At 62.0% G+C, this 15,714-nt stretch carries 15 protein-coding genes and 1 pseudogene; 9 read left to right on the plus strand and 7 right to left on the minus strand.

The features are described 5' to 3' along the window. Positions 1–33 precede the first annotated feature (33 nt). Positions 34–1,176 (plus strand): nucleotidyltransferase family protein, encoded by a 1,143-nt coding sequence (locus ACFFWD_RS28055; RefSeq protein WP_376970759.1) that lies wholly within the window; start codon positions 34–36, stop codon positions 1,174–1,176. A 336-nt stretch (positions 1,177–1,512) separates the two neighbouring features. Here ACFFWD_RS28055 and ACFFWD_RS28060 read toward each other — a convergent pair whose 3' ends face one another. Beyond that, complete coding sequence (locus ACFFWD_RS28060; protein WP_376970761.1) at positions 1,513–2,331, minus strand: BA14K family protein; 819 nt, start codon at positions 2,329–2,331, stop codon at positions 1,513–1,515. 886 nt (positions 2,332–3,217) lie between these two features. Between ACFFWD_RS28060 and ACFFWD_RS28065 the strand changes: the two genes are divergently transcribed. The 5 genes from ACFFWD_RS28065 to ACFFWD_RS28085 are packed head-to-tail and all read left to right on the plus strand — an operon-like array spanning position 3,218 to position 7,769. Next, complete coding sequence (locus ACFFWD_RS28065; RefSeq protein ID WP_376970763.1) at positions 3,218–4,225, plus strand: ABC transporter substrate-binding protein; 1,008 nt, start codon at positions 3,218–3,220, stop codon at positions 4,223–4,225. Positions 4,226–4,265: 40 nt separating this feature from the next. Beyond that, entirely contained in the window at positions 4,266–5,081 is an 816-nt protein-coding gene (locus ACFFWD_RS28070; protein ID WP_376970765.1) for an ABC transporter permease, read from the plus strand. Positions 5,082–5,083: 2 nt separating this feature from the next. After that, complete coding sequence (locus ACFFWD_RS28075) at positions 5,084–5,869, plus strand: ABC transporter permease (RefSeq protein ID WP_376970767.1); 786 nt, start codon at positions 5,084–5,086, stop codon at positions 5,867–5,869. After that, complete coding sequence (locus ACFFWD_RS28080; RefSeq protein WP_376970769.1) at positions 5,866–6,921, plus strand: ABC transporter ATP-binding protein; 1,056 nt, start codon at positions 5,866–5,868, stop codon at positions 6,919–6,921. The genes ACFFWD_RS28075 and ACFFWD_RS28080 overlap by 4 nt, the downstream gene beginning before the upstream one ends. Before the next feature lie 8 nt (positions 6,922–6,929). Next, entirely contained in the window at positions 6,930–7,769 is an 840-nt protein-coding gene (locus ACFFWD_RS28085; RefSeq protein ID WP_376970771.1) for a phosphodiesterase, read from the plus strand. A gap of 15 nt (positions 7,770–7,784) precedes the next feature. On the opposite strand, the gene ACFFWD_RS28090 is transcribed toward ACFFWD_RS28085, so the two are convergent. Then, positions 7,785–8,078 (minus strand): hypothetical protein, encoded by a 294-nt coding sequence (locus tag ACFFWD_RS28090; protein WP_376970773.1) that lies wholly within the window; start codon positions 8,076–8,078, stop codon positions 7,785–7,787. A 344-nt stretch (positions 8,079–8,422) separates the two neighbouring features. On the opposite strand from ACFFWD_RS28090, the pseudogene ACFFWD_RS28095 reads away from it, so the two are divergent. The 3 genes and pseudogenes from ACFFWD_RS28095 to ACFFWD_RS28105 all read left to right on the plus strand — a co-directional run bounded on the left by ACFFWD_RS28095 (position 8,423) and on the right by ACFFWD_RS28105 (position 10,657). Continuing rightward, a pseudogene (locus tag ACFFWD_RS28095) lies at positions 8,423–9,222 on the plus strand (Bug family tripartite tricarboxylate transporter substrate binding protein). Positions 9,223–9,528: 306 nt separating this feature from the next. Continuing rightward, positions 9,529–10,269, plus strand: a complete 741-nt coding sequence (locus tag ACFFWD_RS28100; protein WP_376970825.1) for a Crp/Fnr family transcriptional regulator — start codon at positions 9,529–9,531, stop codon at positions 10,267–10,269. A gap of 133 nt (positions 10,270–10,402) precedes the next feature. Beyond that, positions 10,403–10,657, plus strand: coding sequence for a hypothetical protein (locus ACFFWD_RS28105; RefSeq protein ID WP_376970775.1), 255 nt, complete (start codon positions 10,403–10,405; stop codon positions 10,655–10,657). An 87-nt stretch (positions 10,658–10,744) separates the two neighbouring features. Here ACFFWD_RS28105 and ACFFWD_RS28110 read toward each other — a convergent pair whose 3' ends face one another. From ACFFWD_RS28110 to ACFFWD_RS28130, 5 genes are all read right to left on the minus strand, one after another. Continuing rightward, positions 10,745–11,839 carry an amidohydrolase family protein gene (locus ACFFWD_RS28110; RefSeq protein ID WP_376970777.1) on the minus strand — a complete coding sequence of 365 codons (1,095 nt, stop codon included), beginning with the start codon at positions 11,837–11,839 and terminating at the stop codon, positions 10,745–10,747. A 178-nt stretch (positions 11,840–12,017) separates the two neighbouring features. Further along, positions 12,018–13,313, minus strand: coding sequence for a TRAP transporter large permease (locus ACFFWD_RS28115; RefSeq protein WP_376970779.1), 1,296 nt, complete (start codon positions 13,311–13,313; stop codon positions 12,018–12,020). Between the two features lie 15 nt (positions 13,314–13,328). After that, positions 13,329–13,841 carry a TRAP transporter small permease gene (locus tag ACFFWD_RS28120; protein ID WP_376970781.1) on the minus strand — a complete coding sequence of 171 codons (513 nt, stop codon included), beginning with the start codon at positions 13,839–13,841 and terminating at the stop codon, positions 13,329–13,331. Positions 13,842–13,867: 26 nt separating this feature from the next. Then, entirely contained in the window at positions 13,868–14,899 is a 1,032-nt protein-coding gene (locus ACFFWD_RS28125) for a TRAP transporter substrate-binding protein (protein WP_376970783.1), read from the minus strand. 51 nt (positions 14,900–14,950) lie between these two features. Further along, entirely contained in the window at positions 14,951–15,688 is a 738-nt protein-coding gene (locus ACFFWD_RS28130; RefSeq protein ID WP_376970785.1) for a GntR family transcriptional regulator, read from the minus strand. Positions 15,689–15,714: the final 26 nt, after the last annotated feature.

Consider the following 15,714-nt stretch of genomic DNA (forward strand, 5'->3'; position numbering starts at 1 on the left):
TTTCGCGAACGTAGTATAATCGAAGGATCCGCAATGGCTTCTACCCAACGGCTCGATATCTCCTACCAGACGCTCTACTCCGAACTGGTCCAGCGAAGCCTCGATGAGAGTTTCACATCCGAATTCTCCTCGAATGGCAGGTTCGTGGCCGTCGAGGTCAAGGACAAGAAGTACTGGTACTTCGACACGCCCAAGCCCGAAGGCGGCGGCCAGGATCGAAGTTACATCGGTCCCGTGGCAGATCCCGAAATCACCAAAAGGGTAGAAGCCTTCAAGGATCTGAAGGCCGATCTCAAAGGACGTCGTCGTCTCGTTTCCACACTCGTGCGCGAGGCGTACCTGCCGCGTCCGCTCCCGCTCGCAGGTCAAGTCGTCGAACAACTGGCGAAGGCGGGCTTCTTCCGAATGAGGGGTGTGCTTGTCGGCACGGTTGCCTACCAATGCTACTCCGCCGTTCTCGGTCGGCGTCTCGACGCAGTCGCCATGCAAACCGGTGATGCCGACTTCGCGCAATTCCACGAGACCTCGGTGGCCATCAAGGACTCCATCCCTCCCATCCTGCAAGTTCTGCAGGAAGTCGATCCAACTTTTCGCGAGATACCCAGTCAGACGGATAGCAGGGTCTCAACTCGATTCGTTTCAAGAGACCAGTTCAAGGTCGAATTCCTTACGCCCAATCAGTGGTCGGATGATCAGGCAGGCAAGCCCGTCCACATGCCGGCGTTGGGTGGAGCCGCGGAATTTCCGCTGCGGTTCCTCGACTTCCTGATCCATCAACCCATCCGCGCGGTTCTCTTACATGGTGCCGGCGTGCCGGTTCTCATCCCGTCACCGGAACGTTACGCCATTCACAAGCTCATTGTCGGATCCCGCCGAAAGACCGACGGCGACGCTAGCGCAAAAAGCTCGAAGGATCGCCTTCAGGCCAAATCCATCATCGAAGCCATGATTGCGAACCGCCAGCACGCTGACCTAGCATCCGCATTCGTGGAGGCCTGGGATCGCGGTGATCATTGGAGAGCGGCAATCAGTACAAGCATCGCGACCTACGAAGAGGACTTCCAGACCTCTTTCCGAACCGAGCTTGCGAAGGGGGTGACAGAGATCGGCTCCGATCCCGAACACTACGACCTCGCACAACAGCCGACCGGCGAGAAAGCGGCTACGCCGAAATGAGCTGCGGACCGAAAGCTCGCGTAGCCGACGAGAGCCGGGTAAGCCGGGAGGCCGTGAAGTCGCTAGGGTCCTTTGCCTCGCCACGCATGACGAACTTGATCGCATCGTCAGACAATGGCGGCTGCAGCACCATCGCTTCATCTCATGGCGCGCGCATCCAGACGTCGCGCTCCTTGTCGGTTGTTAGCATTGCCGGCCGGCATAGCCTTGGGATGGATGGGGCTCGATGACCGCGTTCGGCGACGTCCTCAGGAAGCAGCGGCTGAGGTGACGGGCGGGTGCATCTTGGTGTCCATAGCAGGTCAGCTAGACTCGTCTCCAAAACGCCGTCCGAACTTATGGGCAGGAATGCCGCCGTCCGTCATAGCCCATGTAGGTTCCGGACGCCGGATCGTAGGTCCGATAGTGCTGGCAGGCGTAGGCATTCCCACCGCGCGGTTCGTGCTCAACGCGCTTTGGTAATGGAGCTGTTTCACCCGGGCTAGTTGCCGATTTGCCGCTCTCCGTCGCGGCGTCCGGTTGCACTGCGGTCTGGGCGGGCTTCAGGAAGGCGTTGCTGTTTGCCCAGGCGGGCAAGGAGATAGCGGGCCTCTCTTCCACGGCAGCAGGTTTCTGTTCCATGGCCTGCCGCACCTTCGCCAGTTCGATTGCCAGCGCTTCAGCCCGGTCGTGCTCCTGCTGCAGAGACTGGCGCAGTTCTGCCGTCGCCCTCTCGACCGCCTGCTTGAGCTGCGCCGCCTCGTTGATCTTTCGCTCCGATAACAGCGTCTCGACGTCCCGTAAGCGCATCTCGACGTCTCGCCACGCCTTCGTCAGCTCGGTTGCCAGCGCCAAGGCCGTGTCGTGCTCCTGCTGCGGAGACTGCTGCGATTCCGCCGTCGCGCTCTCGACCGCCTGCTTGGGCTGCGCCGCCTCGTCGCCCATCGGAGATGGGGTCTGTTGCGCGATGGCCTGCGGGACGATCGTGATGAGCTTGGATATCTCCTGCTCACTGGCGTGTCGCGCCAAATAGGCGACGACTTCGGCGTGGAGACAGATGCCGACGAGCGCCGTCGTGACGAGGGGTGCGGCGATCCAGGAAATTGCAAATCCCCGCCGCGCGTGCGACGCCTCGAGGATGACGACGTTTGGTGCTGTCTCAGTCGTATGGCGCATGTAAACCACGCCTATGCTGACGGGTTATCGGGCCATGTCTTCCTGGCTTCGCCAATACAGGAAACCTATTCCCATCCGTGGTGGGCCTCAAGTTGCTCTTTTTGGTGAGGCGTCCGCCTCCCGCAGTCGCCAGGAGCCGCCGCCCCAATCGTAACTTAGTCGTTGTGAGCCACCGCGTGCTTGCTGCCTGCATGTAAGCGCGAGTCCTTGCGGTGCGCTGCAAGCTCGTCGTTCAGGGATTCCGTTTGCTCTCCATGGAGTGGGAGGAATTCGCTGAGAGCAGTAGAATGGGCGCAAGAGCGGGCGCACGCGCGTGAAAGCTTCAAACTTCTCGGTGGGACTTCCGCATTTTCGCAAGGCGCCCGTTTCCTTGACGCGCCGGTCCTCCGGCGCCTCGGCGAGGTGATGGAGAGAGTATCTGGTTTGGTGGGGCCAACCAGGCGGCTGACATAGACTTGGTCGTCGCGGCGGTAGGTGCGGAGAATGGAACGATTTTGTTCTGAACGCAGGATTTCGTTGTTCTCAATGGGAGAACCGAACGAGAAGATTCAGAATGGTCGTTGATCGACTTGGGTGTGGCAGCCGATCTTCACGCAGCAGCAGCTCGTCAGGATCGCTGGGAATCCAGGCTTTCATCCGGTCAGGAATGGGAAGATATGATGACGTCGTGAGGCCGGCAGGACGATACAGGGGCTTTCGTCTTTTGGAGCTGACTCCTACCGCAAAACGACAGTGGGCCGCGAGCAATGCGCCTCGCCCGTTTCGTGGGCCCCGTTTGCTGCATAGCAAAACGGACGTCGCAAAACCTTCATGCGCGGCCTATACTTGGTCCGCCGGTTGATGTTGAAATCCCCCCACGGATTCCCCGCCAAAACCGGAGCCCCCCATGAAGACCGTCCGCTTCGTCCTTGCCTTGCTGGCGCTGACGCTGCTCGCGCCGTTGCAATCCGCCAGGGCGGCCGACGTCATCTGCTACAATTGCCCTCCGGAGTGGGCGGACTGGGCCTCGATGCTGAAGGCCATCAAGGCCGACCTCAACTACGACATCCCCCATGACAACAAGAATTCCGGCCAGGCGCTGGCGCAGATCCTTGCGGAGAAGAGCAATCCGGTCGGTGATATCGGCTATTTTGGCGTCACCTTCGGCATGAAGGCCAAGGCGCAGGACGCGCTCGAGCCCTACAAGCCGGCCCATTGGGATCAGGTCCCTGCGGGCCTCAAGGACCCGGACGGCTATTGGACCACGATCCATTCCGGCACGCTCGGCCTGTTCGTGAACAAGGACGCCCTTGGCGGCAAGCCGGTTCCTGCCTGTTGGAAGGACCTGCTGAAGCCCGACTACAAGGGCATGGTCGGCTATCTCGATCCGTCGTCCGCCGCCGTCGGCTATGTCGGCGCGGTTGCGGTTAACCTAGCGCTCGGCGGCTCGTCGACCAACTTCGATCCCGCGGTCGGCTTCTTCAAGGAGCTGCGCAAGAACGATCCGATCGTGCCGAAGCAGACGTCTTATGCCCGCGTGGTCTCAGGCGAGATGCCGATCCTGTTCGACTACGATTTCAACGCCTATCGCGCGAAATATTCCGAGAAGGGCAACTTCGAGTTTGTGATTCCCTGCGAGGGATCGGTGGTGTTTCCCTATGTCGTCGGCCTCGTGAAGAACGCGCCGGACAAAGAGAAGGCCAAGAAGGTGATCGACTATCTGCTCTCCGACAAGGGCCAGGCGATCTGGACCAATGCCTATCTGCGTCCGGCCCGTCCGATCGAGCTGCCGGCCGCGGTGAAGGGCAAATTCCTGCCCGACAGCGACTATGCCCGCGCCAAGAGCGTGGACTGGGGCGAAATGGAAAACGTGCAAAAAGGCTTCGTTGACCGCTATCTCGCCGAGGTCCGCTGAGGCAATATGGTGCCCCTCGCTTGGGGGCACCACGCTTACGATGTCGCAAAGATCCTTCGTCTGGCTCTGTTTGCTGCCGCTTGCGGTGGTGACGACGGCGTTTTTCCTGCTGCCGATGGCGAGGCTGGTCGTGACCGGTGCCGAAGGCCCGCATGGGCCTGCCGGATATCTCGCTATCCTTGCCGAACCGCGCTACCGCGCGACGCTGATCAATACGGTGCTTCTCGCGGCGGCGACCACGATCGTCACCTTGATCGTGGCGACCATTGCCGGAATGTTCCTGCAGCGGCATCGCTTTCCCGGCCGCGCCGTCCTCATCGCCATGCTGACCTTTCCGCTGGCATTTCCCGGCGTTGTGGTCGGCTTCATGATCATCCTGCTGGCCGGGCGGCAGGGGCTGATTGGCGATTTCTCGAACCGCATGTTCGGTGACAAGATCGTGTTTGCCTATTCCATCTATGGACTCTTCCTGGGTTATCTTTACTTCTCGATCCCGCGCGTGATCCTCACCATCATGGCGGCGGTGCAGAAGCTCGACGTCGGTCTGGAAGAGGCCGCGCGTTCGCTCGGCGCTAGCCCGTGGGCCGTGCAGCGCGACGTCGTTCTGCCGGCGCTGGCGCCGGCCTTCGTCGCCTCCGGCGCGATCGCGTTCGCAACGGCGATGGGCGCGTTCGGTACGGCCTTCACGTTGGCGACGAATATCGACGTGCTGCCGATGCTGATCTACACCGAATTCACCTTGGCCGCGAATTTTGCTACGTCGGCGGCCCTGTCGGTCGGTCTTGGCCTGATCACCTGGCTTATCCTTATGCTTGCCCGCTCGTTCAGCGGCAGCGCCGTTGCCGCAGCCGGGTAGACATGCGCGATCGCCTGATCTTCACCAGCCAGTTCATCTTCACGCTGCTCGTCGCGGCGTTCCTCGTCGTGCCGGCGGGGCTTTCGATCTCTGCCGGCGTCACCGTCAACTACTTCCGCGGCATCCAGTCCGGCGTCACCCTGCAATGGGTCGTGCAGGTCTGGGACCTCTACGCCGGCACCATCCTGCTTTCCTTCGTGATTGCGTTCGCGACCCTTGCGGTCACCTTGCTCGCGGGCGTCCCCGCTGCCTATGCGCTGCACGTGCGAGGCGGTCGGCTCGCGCGGATCGTCGAGGAGGTGATCACGCTACCGCTCGCGATTCCGGGCCTTGCGATTGCGCTCGCGCTGCTGCTGGCCTATGGCGGCTTCGGCAATTTTAGACGTTCATGGCTCTTCATCCTTGTCGGGCACGTCATCTTCACGATGCCATTCATGGTGCGGTCGGTGATGGCGGTGTTCGCAACCGTCGACATCAAGACGCTGGATGAAGGCGCAGCGTCGCTCGGCGCGTCCCCCTGGCGGCGCTTTCGGGACGTGATCGTCCCGAACGCCGTTCCGGGAATTCTGGCCGGCGCGCTGATGGTCGTCACGCTGTCGCTGGGCGAATTCAACCTGACCTGGATGCTGCATACGCCGTTGACAAAGACGCTGCCAATCGGACTTGCCGACAGCTACGCTTCGATGAGGCTCGAGGTGGCATCCGCCTACACCCTGATCTTCTTCGTGATGATCATCCCGCTTTTGGTCGCGATGCAGCTGTTGACCGACAAGGATCACAAGCGATGAGTGCGGCAGGACACGGCGCCGCGGTGCGGATCGAAGCCTGTGGCAAGACATTTGCCGACGGCACGCGCGCGCTCGATCCCGCAACGCTTGATATCGCCCGTGGCGAGACGCTGGTGCTGCTTGGGCCTTCGGGATGCGGCAAGACCACCATGCTCCGCATCATTGCCGGCCTCGAGCTGCCGGATCCCGGCGGCAAGGTCCTGTTCGATGGCAAGGACATGACGTCCGTGCCGATCGAGCGCCGCAATGTCGGCATGGTGTTCCAGTCCTACGCCCTGTTCCCCAACATGACGGTGGCCGACAATATCGGCTACGGCCTGAAGATTCGTGGTGTACCGAAGCAGGAGCGCGCTGCGCGCGTTGCCGAGCTGGTGGCGTTGACGAACATCACCGGATTGGAAAACCGCCGCATCGATCAGCTTTCCGGCGGCCAGCGCCAGCGCGTGGCGCTCGCGCGTGCGGTGGCAATCCGGCCGGGTATCCTGCTGCTGGACGAACCTTTGACCGCGCTTGACGCCGCCTTGCGGGATCGGTTGCGAGGCGAACTCAATCGGTTGCTGCGCGCGCTCGGGATCACGACTATCTATGTGACGCACGACCAGGCCGAAGCCATGGAATTGGGCGATCGCATCGTGGTGATGCGTAAGGGCGCGATCGCCCAGATCGGGTCGCCGCGCGAGATCTATTTCACGCCGAAGGATCGATTCGTCGCGGAGTTTGTCGGTGCGGCTAATATTATTGAAGCGCCGATCGAGAACGGCGCGCTCGTGCTGCCGGGCGGACGTCTGCAAGTCGACGGTAACGCAACCGCGCCACGAACGATCGCCATGATCCGTCCCGAAACCATTCGCGTGATGGAACCCGTGGGCGGATCGCTCTCGGGTATCATCGATAGCGTCAGCTTTGTCGGCGATCGCCTGCGCCTGGTCGTGAGCGGAGCATCCGGCAAGCTGCTCAATGTGGACGCGCCGAATACGATCCAGGCCAAGGCCGGAGACCGGATCGGACTGTCAGTCGCGCCCGAATCCATTCGTCTCTTGCCCGAAGATTGAGTTGATCGATGCCCGAGATGCCTGTCCTCATTGCCCAGATTTCCGACCTCCACATCAAGCCGCCGGGAACGCTTGCCTATGGTCGCGTCGACACCGCGAAGGCGCTGGAACGCTGTGTGGCAGCGCTGAATGCATTCGAGCCGGCGCCCGATTTCGTGGTGATCTCCGGCGACCTCGTCGACACCCCGGCAGCAGAGGAGTACGAATACCTCAAGCAATTGCTGGCCCCCCTCAAGATTCCGTTTGCCGGCATTCCCGGCAATCACGATTCGCGCGAGCTGATGCGTTCCACATTTCCAGCCGCAGGCTATGCCCATGTCTCGGGGCCGCTGGATCAAAAGATCGAGGTCAACGGCCTCGATCTCATCCTGCTTGATTCAAGTTTACCCGGCAAACCGCACGGCCTGCTCGAGGGGTCGACCTTGCGATGGCTAGATGCGACCCTGGCGACGTCGGTTGATCGGCCGGCGCTGCTCTTCCTCCACCACCCGCCGTTCAAGGGCGGCATCTGGCACATGGATCGGCAAGATCTTTTCAACGCGGATCAATTGGTAGAGATCGTCAAACGCCGTCCGCGCGTGCAACTCATCGCTTGCGGCCACGTTCACCGCGCGATGCTGACGACGCTTGCCGGAATTCCCGTCACGATATGTCCTGCGCCAAACCACGCCGTCGATCTCGACCTCGGACAGCTCCGCGAGCCGTCCTTCAAGATCGAGCCACCTGCTTTCCATCTCCATGCCTGGTTCGCAGGCGAGGACTTCGGACGGTTGGTCACGCATCAGGTCCCGGTCGGCCAGTTCGACGGGCCGCATCCGTTCTTTGGACCGGACGGCAAGCTGCTCTGAGGTGATCCGCCGCGATCAGCCCGCGGCGGTGCGCGCGGGAGCGTCTGCGATCGCAGTGTTCGACCAGCTGCCTCGCATCATTTCGTGCAGCATTCGCAGATCGCGTACAGCTTCATCGATGGCAGCGTCGGCGTTCCGGATCGCATCGACAAATCGCGCCGTGAGCTCGGCATCTAGCTTGGCGCGGGTCATGCCGTCGCGGCTCTTTTTCCTGTCGAGCGAGCGCTGGATGGTCACGGTGCGTGCGGCCCGCGCATCGCAACCCAGCATGTCGGCGATTTCGTTGTAGGTCATCCAAATTTGCGGCATTGCGCTCTCCCCTTTTGGTAGGGAGACTGGCGAAACTTGATGAACAGGCTATTGCCTGCACGGGCGAGAAACGCGCCCACGGCGTAAAGCAATGTTCTTGGTTAAGCGAATTGCAGGCTGTGACGATGCATGCAATCTTCGCTAAAAAGATAATGGTCCGCTAACCACATAGCCTGGCGAGGGGAGGATCGTCGCGATGCAGATGACCAGATCACTTGTCCACGCCAAGGGCCATGGCGCAGGCCACATATCCGGACCGGCCGATCAAGATGATCGTTCCGCTTGCGGCCGCAAGCGCCGTCGACGTTGCGGCGCGGATCGTGACGCAAAAGATGGTGGACAATATGGGGCAGCAATTCATCGTGCTGAACCAGCCAGGCGCCTCCGGATCGATCGGGGCCGAGCAGGTGGCGCGGGCTGCGCCGGACGGATACACGATCGGCGGCTTCAACGACAGCATCATGACCATGGTGCCCAATCTGCAGCCAAACCTGCGATGGGATGTCCTGAGGGATTTTGAACCGGTGTCGCTGGTCGCGATAGTCGAGTGGGGGCTTGTTGCCAGCAACACGACGAGCTTCAGGTCGGTAGCCGAGCTGATCGCCGCCGCAAAAGCTGCTCCCGGCAAGATCGACTATGCTTCGGGCGGGCCCGGGAGCCCGCAGCATCTGGCCATGGCTATGTTTGCGTCTGCGGCCGGCATATCGCTGACGCATGTGCCTTACAAGGGTGCAACGCAGGCTGCGACCGATGTTGCGGCAGGCCAGGTGCCGGTCGGCTTCCAGGGGCTTGGCACGGTGGCTGCGCTGGTGCGAGGCGGTCAACTCAGGTTGCTCGGCGTCGCCACCGAGGCGCGTTTGGCACAATTCCGGATGTGCCAACGGTTGCGGAATCCGGCTTGCCGGGCTTCTTCTTCAACTCATGGTTTGCGATCGTCGCCACCGCAGGCACACCTGCGGAAATTGTGACCCGGCTCAACGCCGAGGTGCGGAAGGCACTGGGCGATGCCGAGGTCCGTCGCAGGCTTGAGGAGCTGGGATTTGCCGTGCGCGGAAGTGCCGCCGAGGAGTTGCGCTCGGCGACGCGCGATCAACTCGCCAAATATGCCCGCGTGATGAAGGAAATGGGGATTTCGAGGGAATAGCCGGAATCCCGGGTCAAAGTCATCGCGACCCACGGCCTGGTTTCGCCAGGCGAGATTATCCGCGGATTGGGAGAGCCTCGGGTTCCCGAATCAGGGGCTGCCACACTTCCCAATCAAAGGTCTTCCAGGCAGGCACTATTTATCGAGAATTGTAGCCTGTCCGTTTTCCATCGTGCCGGCGTTCGCCCTTTTGTTGCTGTAGACAATCAGCAGGGCTATAGTTAAGCCCACTTCATTGATCGATGGTTTTGCTGGCGTTTCCTGCGAAGGCGCGCCGTTCCGATATCACAATTTGTCTGGATGACGATGACCGCTGCGCCCATAGAAAGAACTGCCGGGGCGCCGCCGTTTCCGAGCAGCAAGCTGTCAGTGCTGCGCAAGCACCCTTATTTTTCCGATCTCGAGCCTGAAGCGTTCGACCAGCTCTGCCGCTATGCCAAGCACGTCACCCTGAAGCGGGGAACTACGCTCTTTTCCAAGGGCGATCCGGGCAACAACCTGATCGCTGTCATCTCTGGCACTGTGAAGATCAGCATCTCCTCGCCCGATGGCAGGAACGCGATTTTGAATCTGATAGAGGCCGGTGAGATCTTCGGCGAGATCGCCTTGCTTGATGGGCAGCCGCGCAGTGCCGACGCTACCGCCAACACCAATTGCGAGCTGTTTGTCATCGACCGGCGCGAGTTCATTCCGTTCGTGCGCAGCCAGCCCTCGCTCGCGATGAAGTTCATCGAGCTGCTCTGCGCGAGATTGCGCTGGACCAGCGACCAGGTCGAGCAGGTCATCCTGCAGGACCTGCCTGGGCGCCTCGCCAGCGCGCTGCTGCGGCTGAGTGACAAGCACAAGCTCGAGCCCCAGGGACGCACCATCTCGATCACTCAGCAGGAGATCAGCGAGATGGTCGGCATGACGCGCGAAAGCATCAACAAGCAGCTGCGTGCGTGGGCGGGGCGCGGTTGGGTCCGGCTCGAACACGGCGCCATCGTCGTGCTGAAGCCGCAGGCGCTCCAGGAGCTGGTTGACGCCGGATCCGATGACGGCGAATAGCGCCCGTGGACCGGGGCGGCCCGCAGCTCACAAACCGGTGAACTGGGTAAGCCTGTGAAACCATTCACATTGGTTCTGCGTGCGCTGCGGTAAGTGACCGTTCGGGGAGCACGCTCACCGTGTGGAGGAATCCATGCATGGCTCTTTGGACAAGCGAGCACCGGACGAACAGAGCAACTACCAGAGCTTCAGCATCAAGCTTGTTGCGCTGCCTGTGCTCATCATCATCGCGCTGATCGGGTTGGTGGTCAGTCATCCGGCAGCCGTCAAATGGGTGTCCGACGCGGCGCAGGCCGAATTCGCCGGGACCGACTTCGTGCCCGACGTTGCGCCGCCGGCACGCGTTGCCGAGCCGCACAACGAAATCCGCACGGTGGGGGTCTACTGAAGGCAAACAGCCCAGGATTGGCGCCTCGCCGGGAGCCGGGTTGACACCAATCGTGACCTTGTCGAATGGACCGATGATTGGCCTGCCTTATGCCGCCACGCCAAGCAGTCGTGCTGCCGTGCGACCAAGAATATTGGCCTTATCGTCGTCACTCAGCGATGCGGAGGCGAAGATGTGGTCCACCGGCGCCATCTGCCACGGATAGGGATAGTCGCTCCCGAGCACGATCTGGCTCGCGCCGACCTGCGCGACGAGGTGGCGGATCGCCTCCGGCGTAAAGACCAGCGAGTCGAAATAGATCTGCTTCAGATATTCGCTCGGTGCCTTCTTGAGCTTGACCTCGGGATTGCACCCCTTCGGCCCGACCAGGCAGGCGTGATCCGATCGGTCGGCATACGAGGCCAGATAGCCGCCGCCATGGGCCGCGATGACCTTCAGGCCGGGAAAGCGGTCGAGCGTGCCCTCGAAGATCAGATGCGAGAGGGCGATCGTGGTCTCGAGCGGATTGGCGATCGTGTTGCCAAGCCAGCCATTGCCGGAGAGCCGCTTGCCGAGCTCTGGCACGCCCTGCGGATGGATGAACAGGGGCACGCTGAGTTCCTCGGCCTTGGCCCATACCGGATGAAACTTCGGATCGGAGAATTCGATGCCATTGACGACGCCGCCGATTGCGGCGCCCTTCAGGCCCTGCTTCCTGATTGCGGTTTCGAGTTCGTGAACGGCGAGGTCCGGGGCCTGCAACGTCAGCGACGCGAACGCCGCGAACCGGTCGGGTTTTGCGGCGCAGAGTTCGGCGAGTCTCTCGTTCTGGAGCTTGACGATCTGCCCGGCGAGATCGCGGTCGCGGTCGTACCAGAATGGATTGATCGACAGTACCTCCATGTCGACCGCCTGCGAATCCATGGCGGCGAGGCGCTTGTCGATCTCGACGAACGCCTCGGGCGCGCCGTTGACCGGAGGCAGCTGCAGCTTGTCGGCATCGGCGCCGAGTAGCGCGCCCGCCTCGCGGAAGTGGCAATGCGCGTGAATATCGATGGTCTTGACGCGGTTGCCACCCGCGGCGACCGGCAGCTTCTGGCGCGGCTGTTGCGCGCTTGCGTTGTGCACCATTCCGCAGCTGCAGAACACGATGCCGGCAGCGGCCGCCACCCCCGCCTTCAGGAAATTGCGCCGTGTGGTCATGACGATTGCCTCCCCTTATTTTGTTTGTTGTGGAAGGCAGCGTAGGGAGATGCGGGAATTCCCGCAAGACTGCACGCCCTGCGTGTCGCGCAAACTTGATCTGATCAGAGCGACTTGATCGAGCTCTTGTGACGACGTCGCGCCGGCGCTTCATTCTGCCTCGGCGCGCAAGTCGCGTTCAGTGCGGGACCTGGAGTTGACGTGGCAGCCAAAGCGAGAGTTCCGGCAGGTAGGTCACGCACAACAGGACGAAGAACATCACCGCGTAGAACGGCCAGATCTTGCGCATCACCAGCTCGATCGTGACCTTGCCGACTGCGCAGCCGACAAAGAGGATCGCGCCGACCGGCGGATGGCACAGGCCGATGCCGAGATTGAGCAGCATGATCATGCCGAAATGAACGGGATCGACGCCGAAATTGGTCATCACCGGCAGCAGGATCGGGGTTGCGATCAGGATCGACGGTGCCATGTCGACGAGCGTGCCAAGCACGAGCAGGAGAATATTGATCAGGAACAGGATGACGTATTTGTTGTCCGAGATCGACAGGAAGAACGCCGTCATCTTCGCCGGCATCTGCGTCAATGCCATGATGTAGCCGACGCTCGAGGCGCAAGCGATCAGCGTCATCACCATCGCAACCGTCCGCAGCGTGCGATGCAGCAACACAGGCAGGTCGCGCCAGCGATAGTCGCGGTAGATGAACATAGTCACGAAGAAAGCCCAGACGCAGGCGACGGCGCCGGCCTCGATCGCGGTGAAGATGCCGCCGAGAATGCCGCCCAGGATGATGACCAGCGTGATCAGCCCCCATGCGGCGTCGATCGTGATCCGGATTGCGTCCTTGGCCGGCACCGTCTGCCCATGCGGATGTTTTTCGCGATAGGCGACGGCAAGGCACAGGATGATCAGCGAGAAACCGAGCAACAGGCCGGGAAAGACACCGGCCATGAACAGCGCGCTGATCGAAATGGTCCCGCCGGTGGCGAGCGAGTACAGCACCGCGTTGTGGCTCGGTGGGACCAGCAAGGCCTGAACCGACGAGGTGATGGTCAGATTGGTGGCGAAGACGCGCGGATAGCCGTTCCGTTCCATCTGCGGGATCATCACCGAGCCGATCGCGGAGGTGTCGGCGACCGCCGAGCCGGAAATGCCGCTCAAAAAGGTCGTGGCCAGCACGTTCACGATGGAAAGCCCGCCGCGCAGCCGGGTGAGGCCGACCAGAACGTCCGCAAACGCGACGAGCCGCCGTGCCATGCCGCCTTCCGCCATGATCGCGCCGGCCAGAACGAAGAACGGGATCGTCAGCATCGCAACCTTGCTGACGCCGTCCGAGATCTTCAGCATCACGGCTTCGAGCGGGATGCCGATCGACAACGCGCCGGCGATCGCCGCCATTGCGAGCGAGTAGGCGATCGGCATGCCGATCAGGAAGCAGGCCAGCATCGTCGCGAGCATGATGAAGATGTCCATGGCGGCCTCGCGCGATCAGTCGAAGGTGACATCGCGCTGCTGCGCGATCGGATCGGGCGGCGCGCCAAGGACGATCCGCTCGATGATGAACAGCAGCAGGCAGACGCCGCCGACCGGTATCGGCAGATAGGTGACGCCGACGGAGAGGAACGGGAAATCGGCGATGGTGTTGTGCCAGGTCACTTCGACCAGCCGCCAGCCCCAGATAATCATGAACAGCGCGATCAGCGCCATCAGGAGCTGGACGATCAGATCGACGAGAGAGCGGAACGGACCGGGCAGCTTGCTGGCGAAATAGGCGACATTCATGTGCAGGTTGAGCCGGTAGCCTGCCGCCGCGCCGATGAACGTCACCACGATGGTGAGCAGGACGGCGAGCGGTTCGGGCCACGACGCGGCGCTGTTCAGCACATAGCGCGTGAAGACGGCCCAGGGGATCACGGCCGAGATCAGCACCAGCGCCACGCAACCGATGACGACGCAAATCAGATAAAGGAGATCCATCGCTCGGCGGAATGTTCCGGCCATGTCCGTATTCCCTGGAAAGCGTTTGGTTAGACCGCCTGAATGCGCTTGATCATGTCCTGATATTTGGGGCCGTATTTGTCCCAGACCGGCTTGACCGCATTCTGGAACGGCGTTTTGTCTGATATCTCGACGATCTCGCAGCCGGCGGCCCTGGCCTTCTCCATCGCCTGCCGCTCATACTTGTTCCAGAGCTCGCGCTCCTCCATCTGTGCCTCGCGCGCGAACGTCTTGATCAGTGTTTGATCGTCGGCGGAAAGTGCGGTCCAGGCTCGCTTCGAGAACACCAGCACTTCGGGAACGATCAGGTGCTCGGTGAGCGAGAAGTGCTTCGCGACCGTGTAATGGTTGCTGAAGACGTAGCTCGGCGGGTTGTTCTCGGCGCCGTCGATCACGCCGGTCTGCAGCGCGCTGAACACCTGGTCGTAGCCCATCGCAACGCCATTGCCGCCCAGCGCGTTCATCATGTCGATGAAGATCGGATTGCCGATCACGCGGAACTTCAGTCCCTTGACGTCGGCGATCGTCCGGATCGTTCGCTTGGTGTTGTAGAGGCTGCGTGCGCCGGAGTTCATCCAGCACAGGGCCACCAGTCCGGCGTTGGCATTGGCGGTGATCCGGTCGAGCAGGTCCTGCCCGATCGGGCCATCCATGATTTTTTCGGCATGCGCCATGTTGTTGAACAGGAAGGGCATGTTGACGACGTTGATGTCGTCGACGATCGGGCCGACGGTCCCTGCGCTGACGCGCAGCATCTGGATTGCGCCGATCTGGGTCTGCTCGATCGTCTCCTTCTCGCCGCCGAGCTGCATCGATGGGAACATTTGCACCGACAGGCGGCCGTTGGTCGCGGCCGCGAGCTTCTTGCCGAGGTTCTCGGTCGCGACGACGGTCGGGTAGCCGGGCGGCTGCACGTCGGATGCCTTGAAGACCGCTTTGGATTGCGCGCGGGCGGGCGACGTCGCGGTTGCGAGGGCCGCGCCAAGGCCGGCGCCCATCTTGATGAAATCACGACGGTCAAGGCGGGCGATGGTGCGCCGTGGTTGAAGTGTCCTGTTCATGTTGTTTCCTTCCCCGAATACGCGTCCGGCTTCCCGCCGCGGTCGTGTCGGCTAGTCGGGCTGGTCGAAGAACTCCGGATTGTTGTGTTGCGTGGCCGATATGTCGGTGCGAAGACGTTCGAGGTGCCGGGCCATCGCAGCCCCGGCGGCAGACGGATCGCGCGCTTCGATACCCGCCACGATGCCTTCGTGCTCGGCGATCACCTCGGCCATCCGTCCCCGTTGCGGCAGCGTGAGGCGGCGGAAGCGGTCGACATGGACCTTGACCTGCAGGATCAGTTTCCAGATGCCCGGGTGCCCGGCGATCTCGGCAATGGCGGCGTGAAAGGCCTCGTCGGCCTGGTGGAACGCGTCGCGATCTCCGGCAGCATCGGCCTCGCGCTGGCGCTGGATGATGGACTGCAGGTTGAGGATCTGGCTCGCGCTGGCACGCTCGGTTGCCATGCGCGTCGTGGTCTCCTCGAGCGATTTCCTGATGATGATTGCCTCGGGCAGCGCGGCCAGCGGAATGCGCGAGACGAAGATGCCCGATTGCGGGAAAATCTCGACCAGGCCTTCGTCCGACAGTTTCAGGATCGCTTCGCGTACAGGCGTGCGGCTCACGCCGTAGGACAGCGCGATCTCGGTTTCCGAGATCGCATCGCCCGGGCGGCGCTCCAGCGAGACCAACTCGGCACGCAGATTGGTGTAGATGCGAGCCGCCGCGGTCGCGGCGCGGGGCCGGCCGGCCCGGCGGTGGCCGGGAGAGCGGGACGCGATCTCTGATGTCTTCGACGCTCGCGACGGCATTTCTGCTCCCAAAATTGATATATTAG

Origin of the sequence: Bradyrhizobium erythrophlei, from assembly GCF_042430365.1 — a bacterium.
Taxonomy (GTDB): Bacteria; Pseudomonadota; Alphaproteobacteria; order Rhizobiales; family Xanthobacteraceae; genus Bradyrhizobium; species Bradyrhizobium erythrophlei.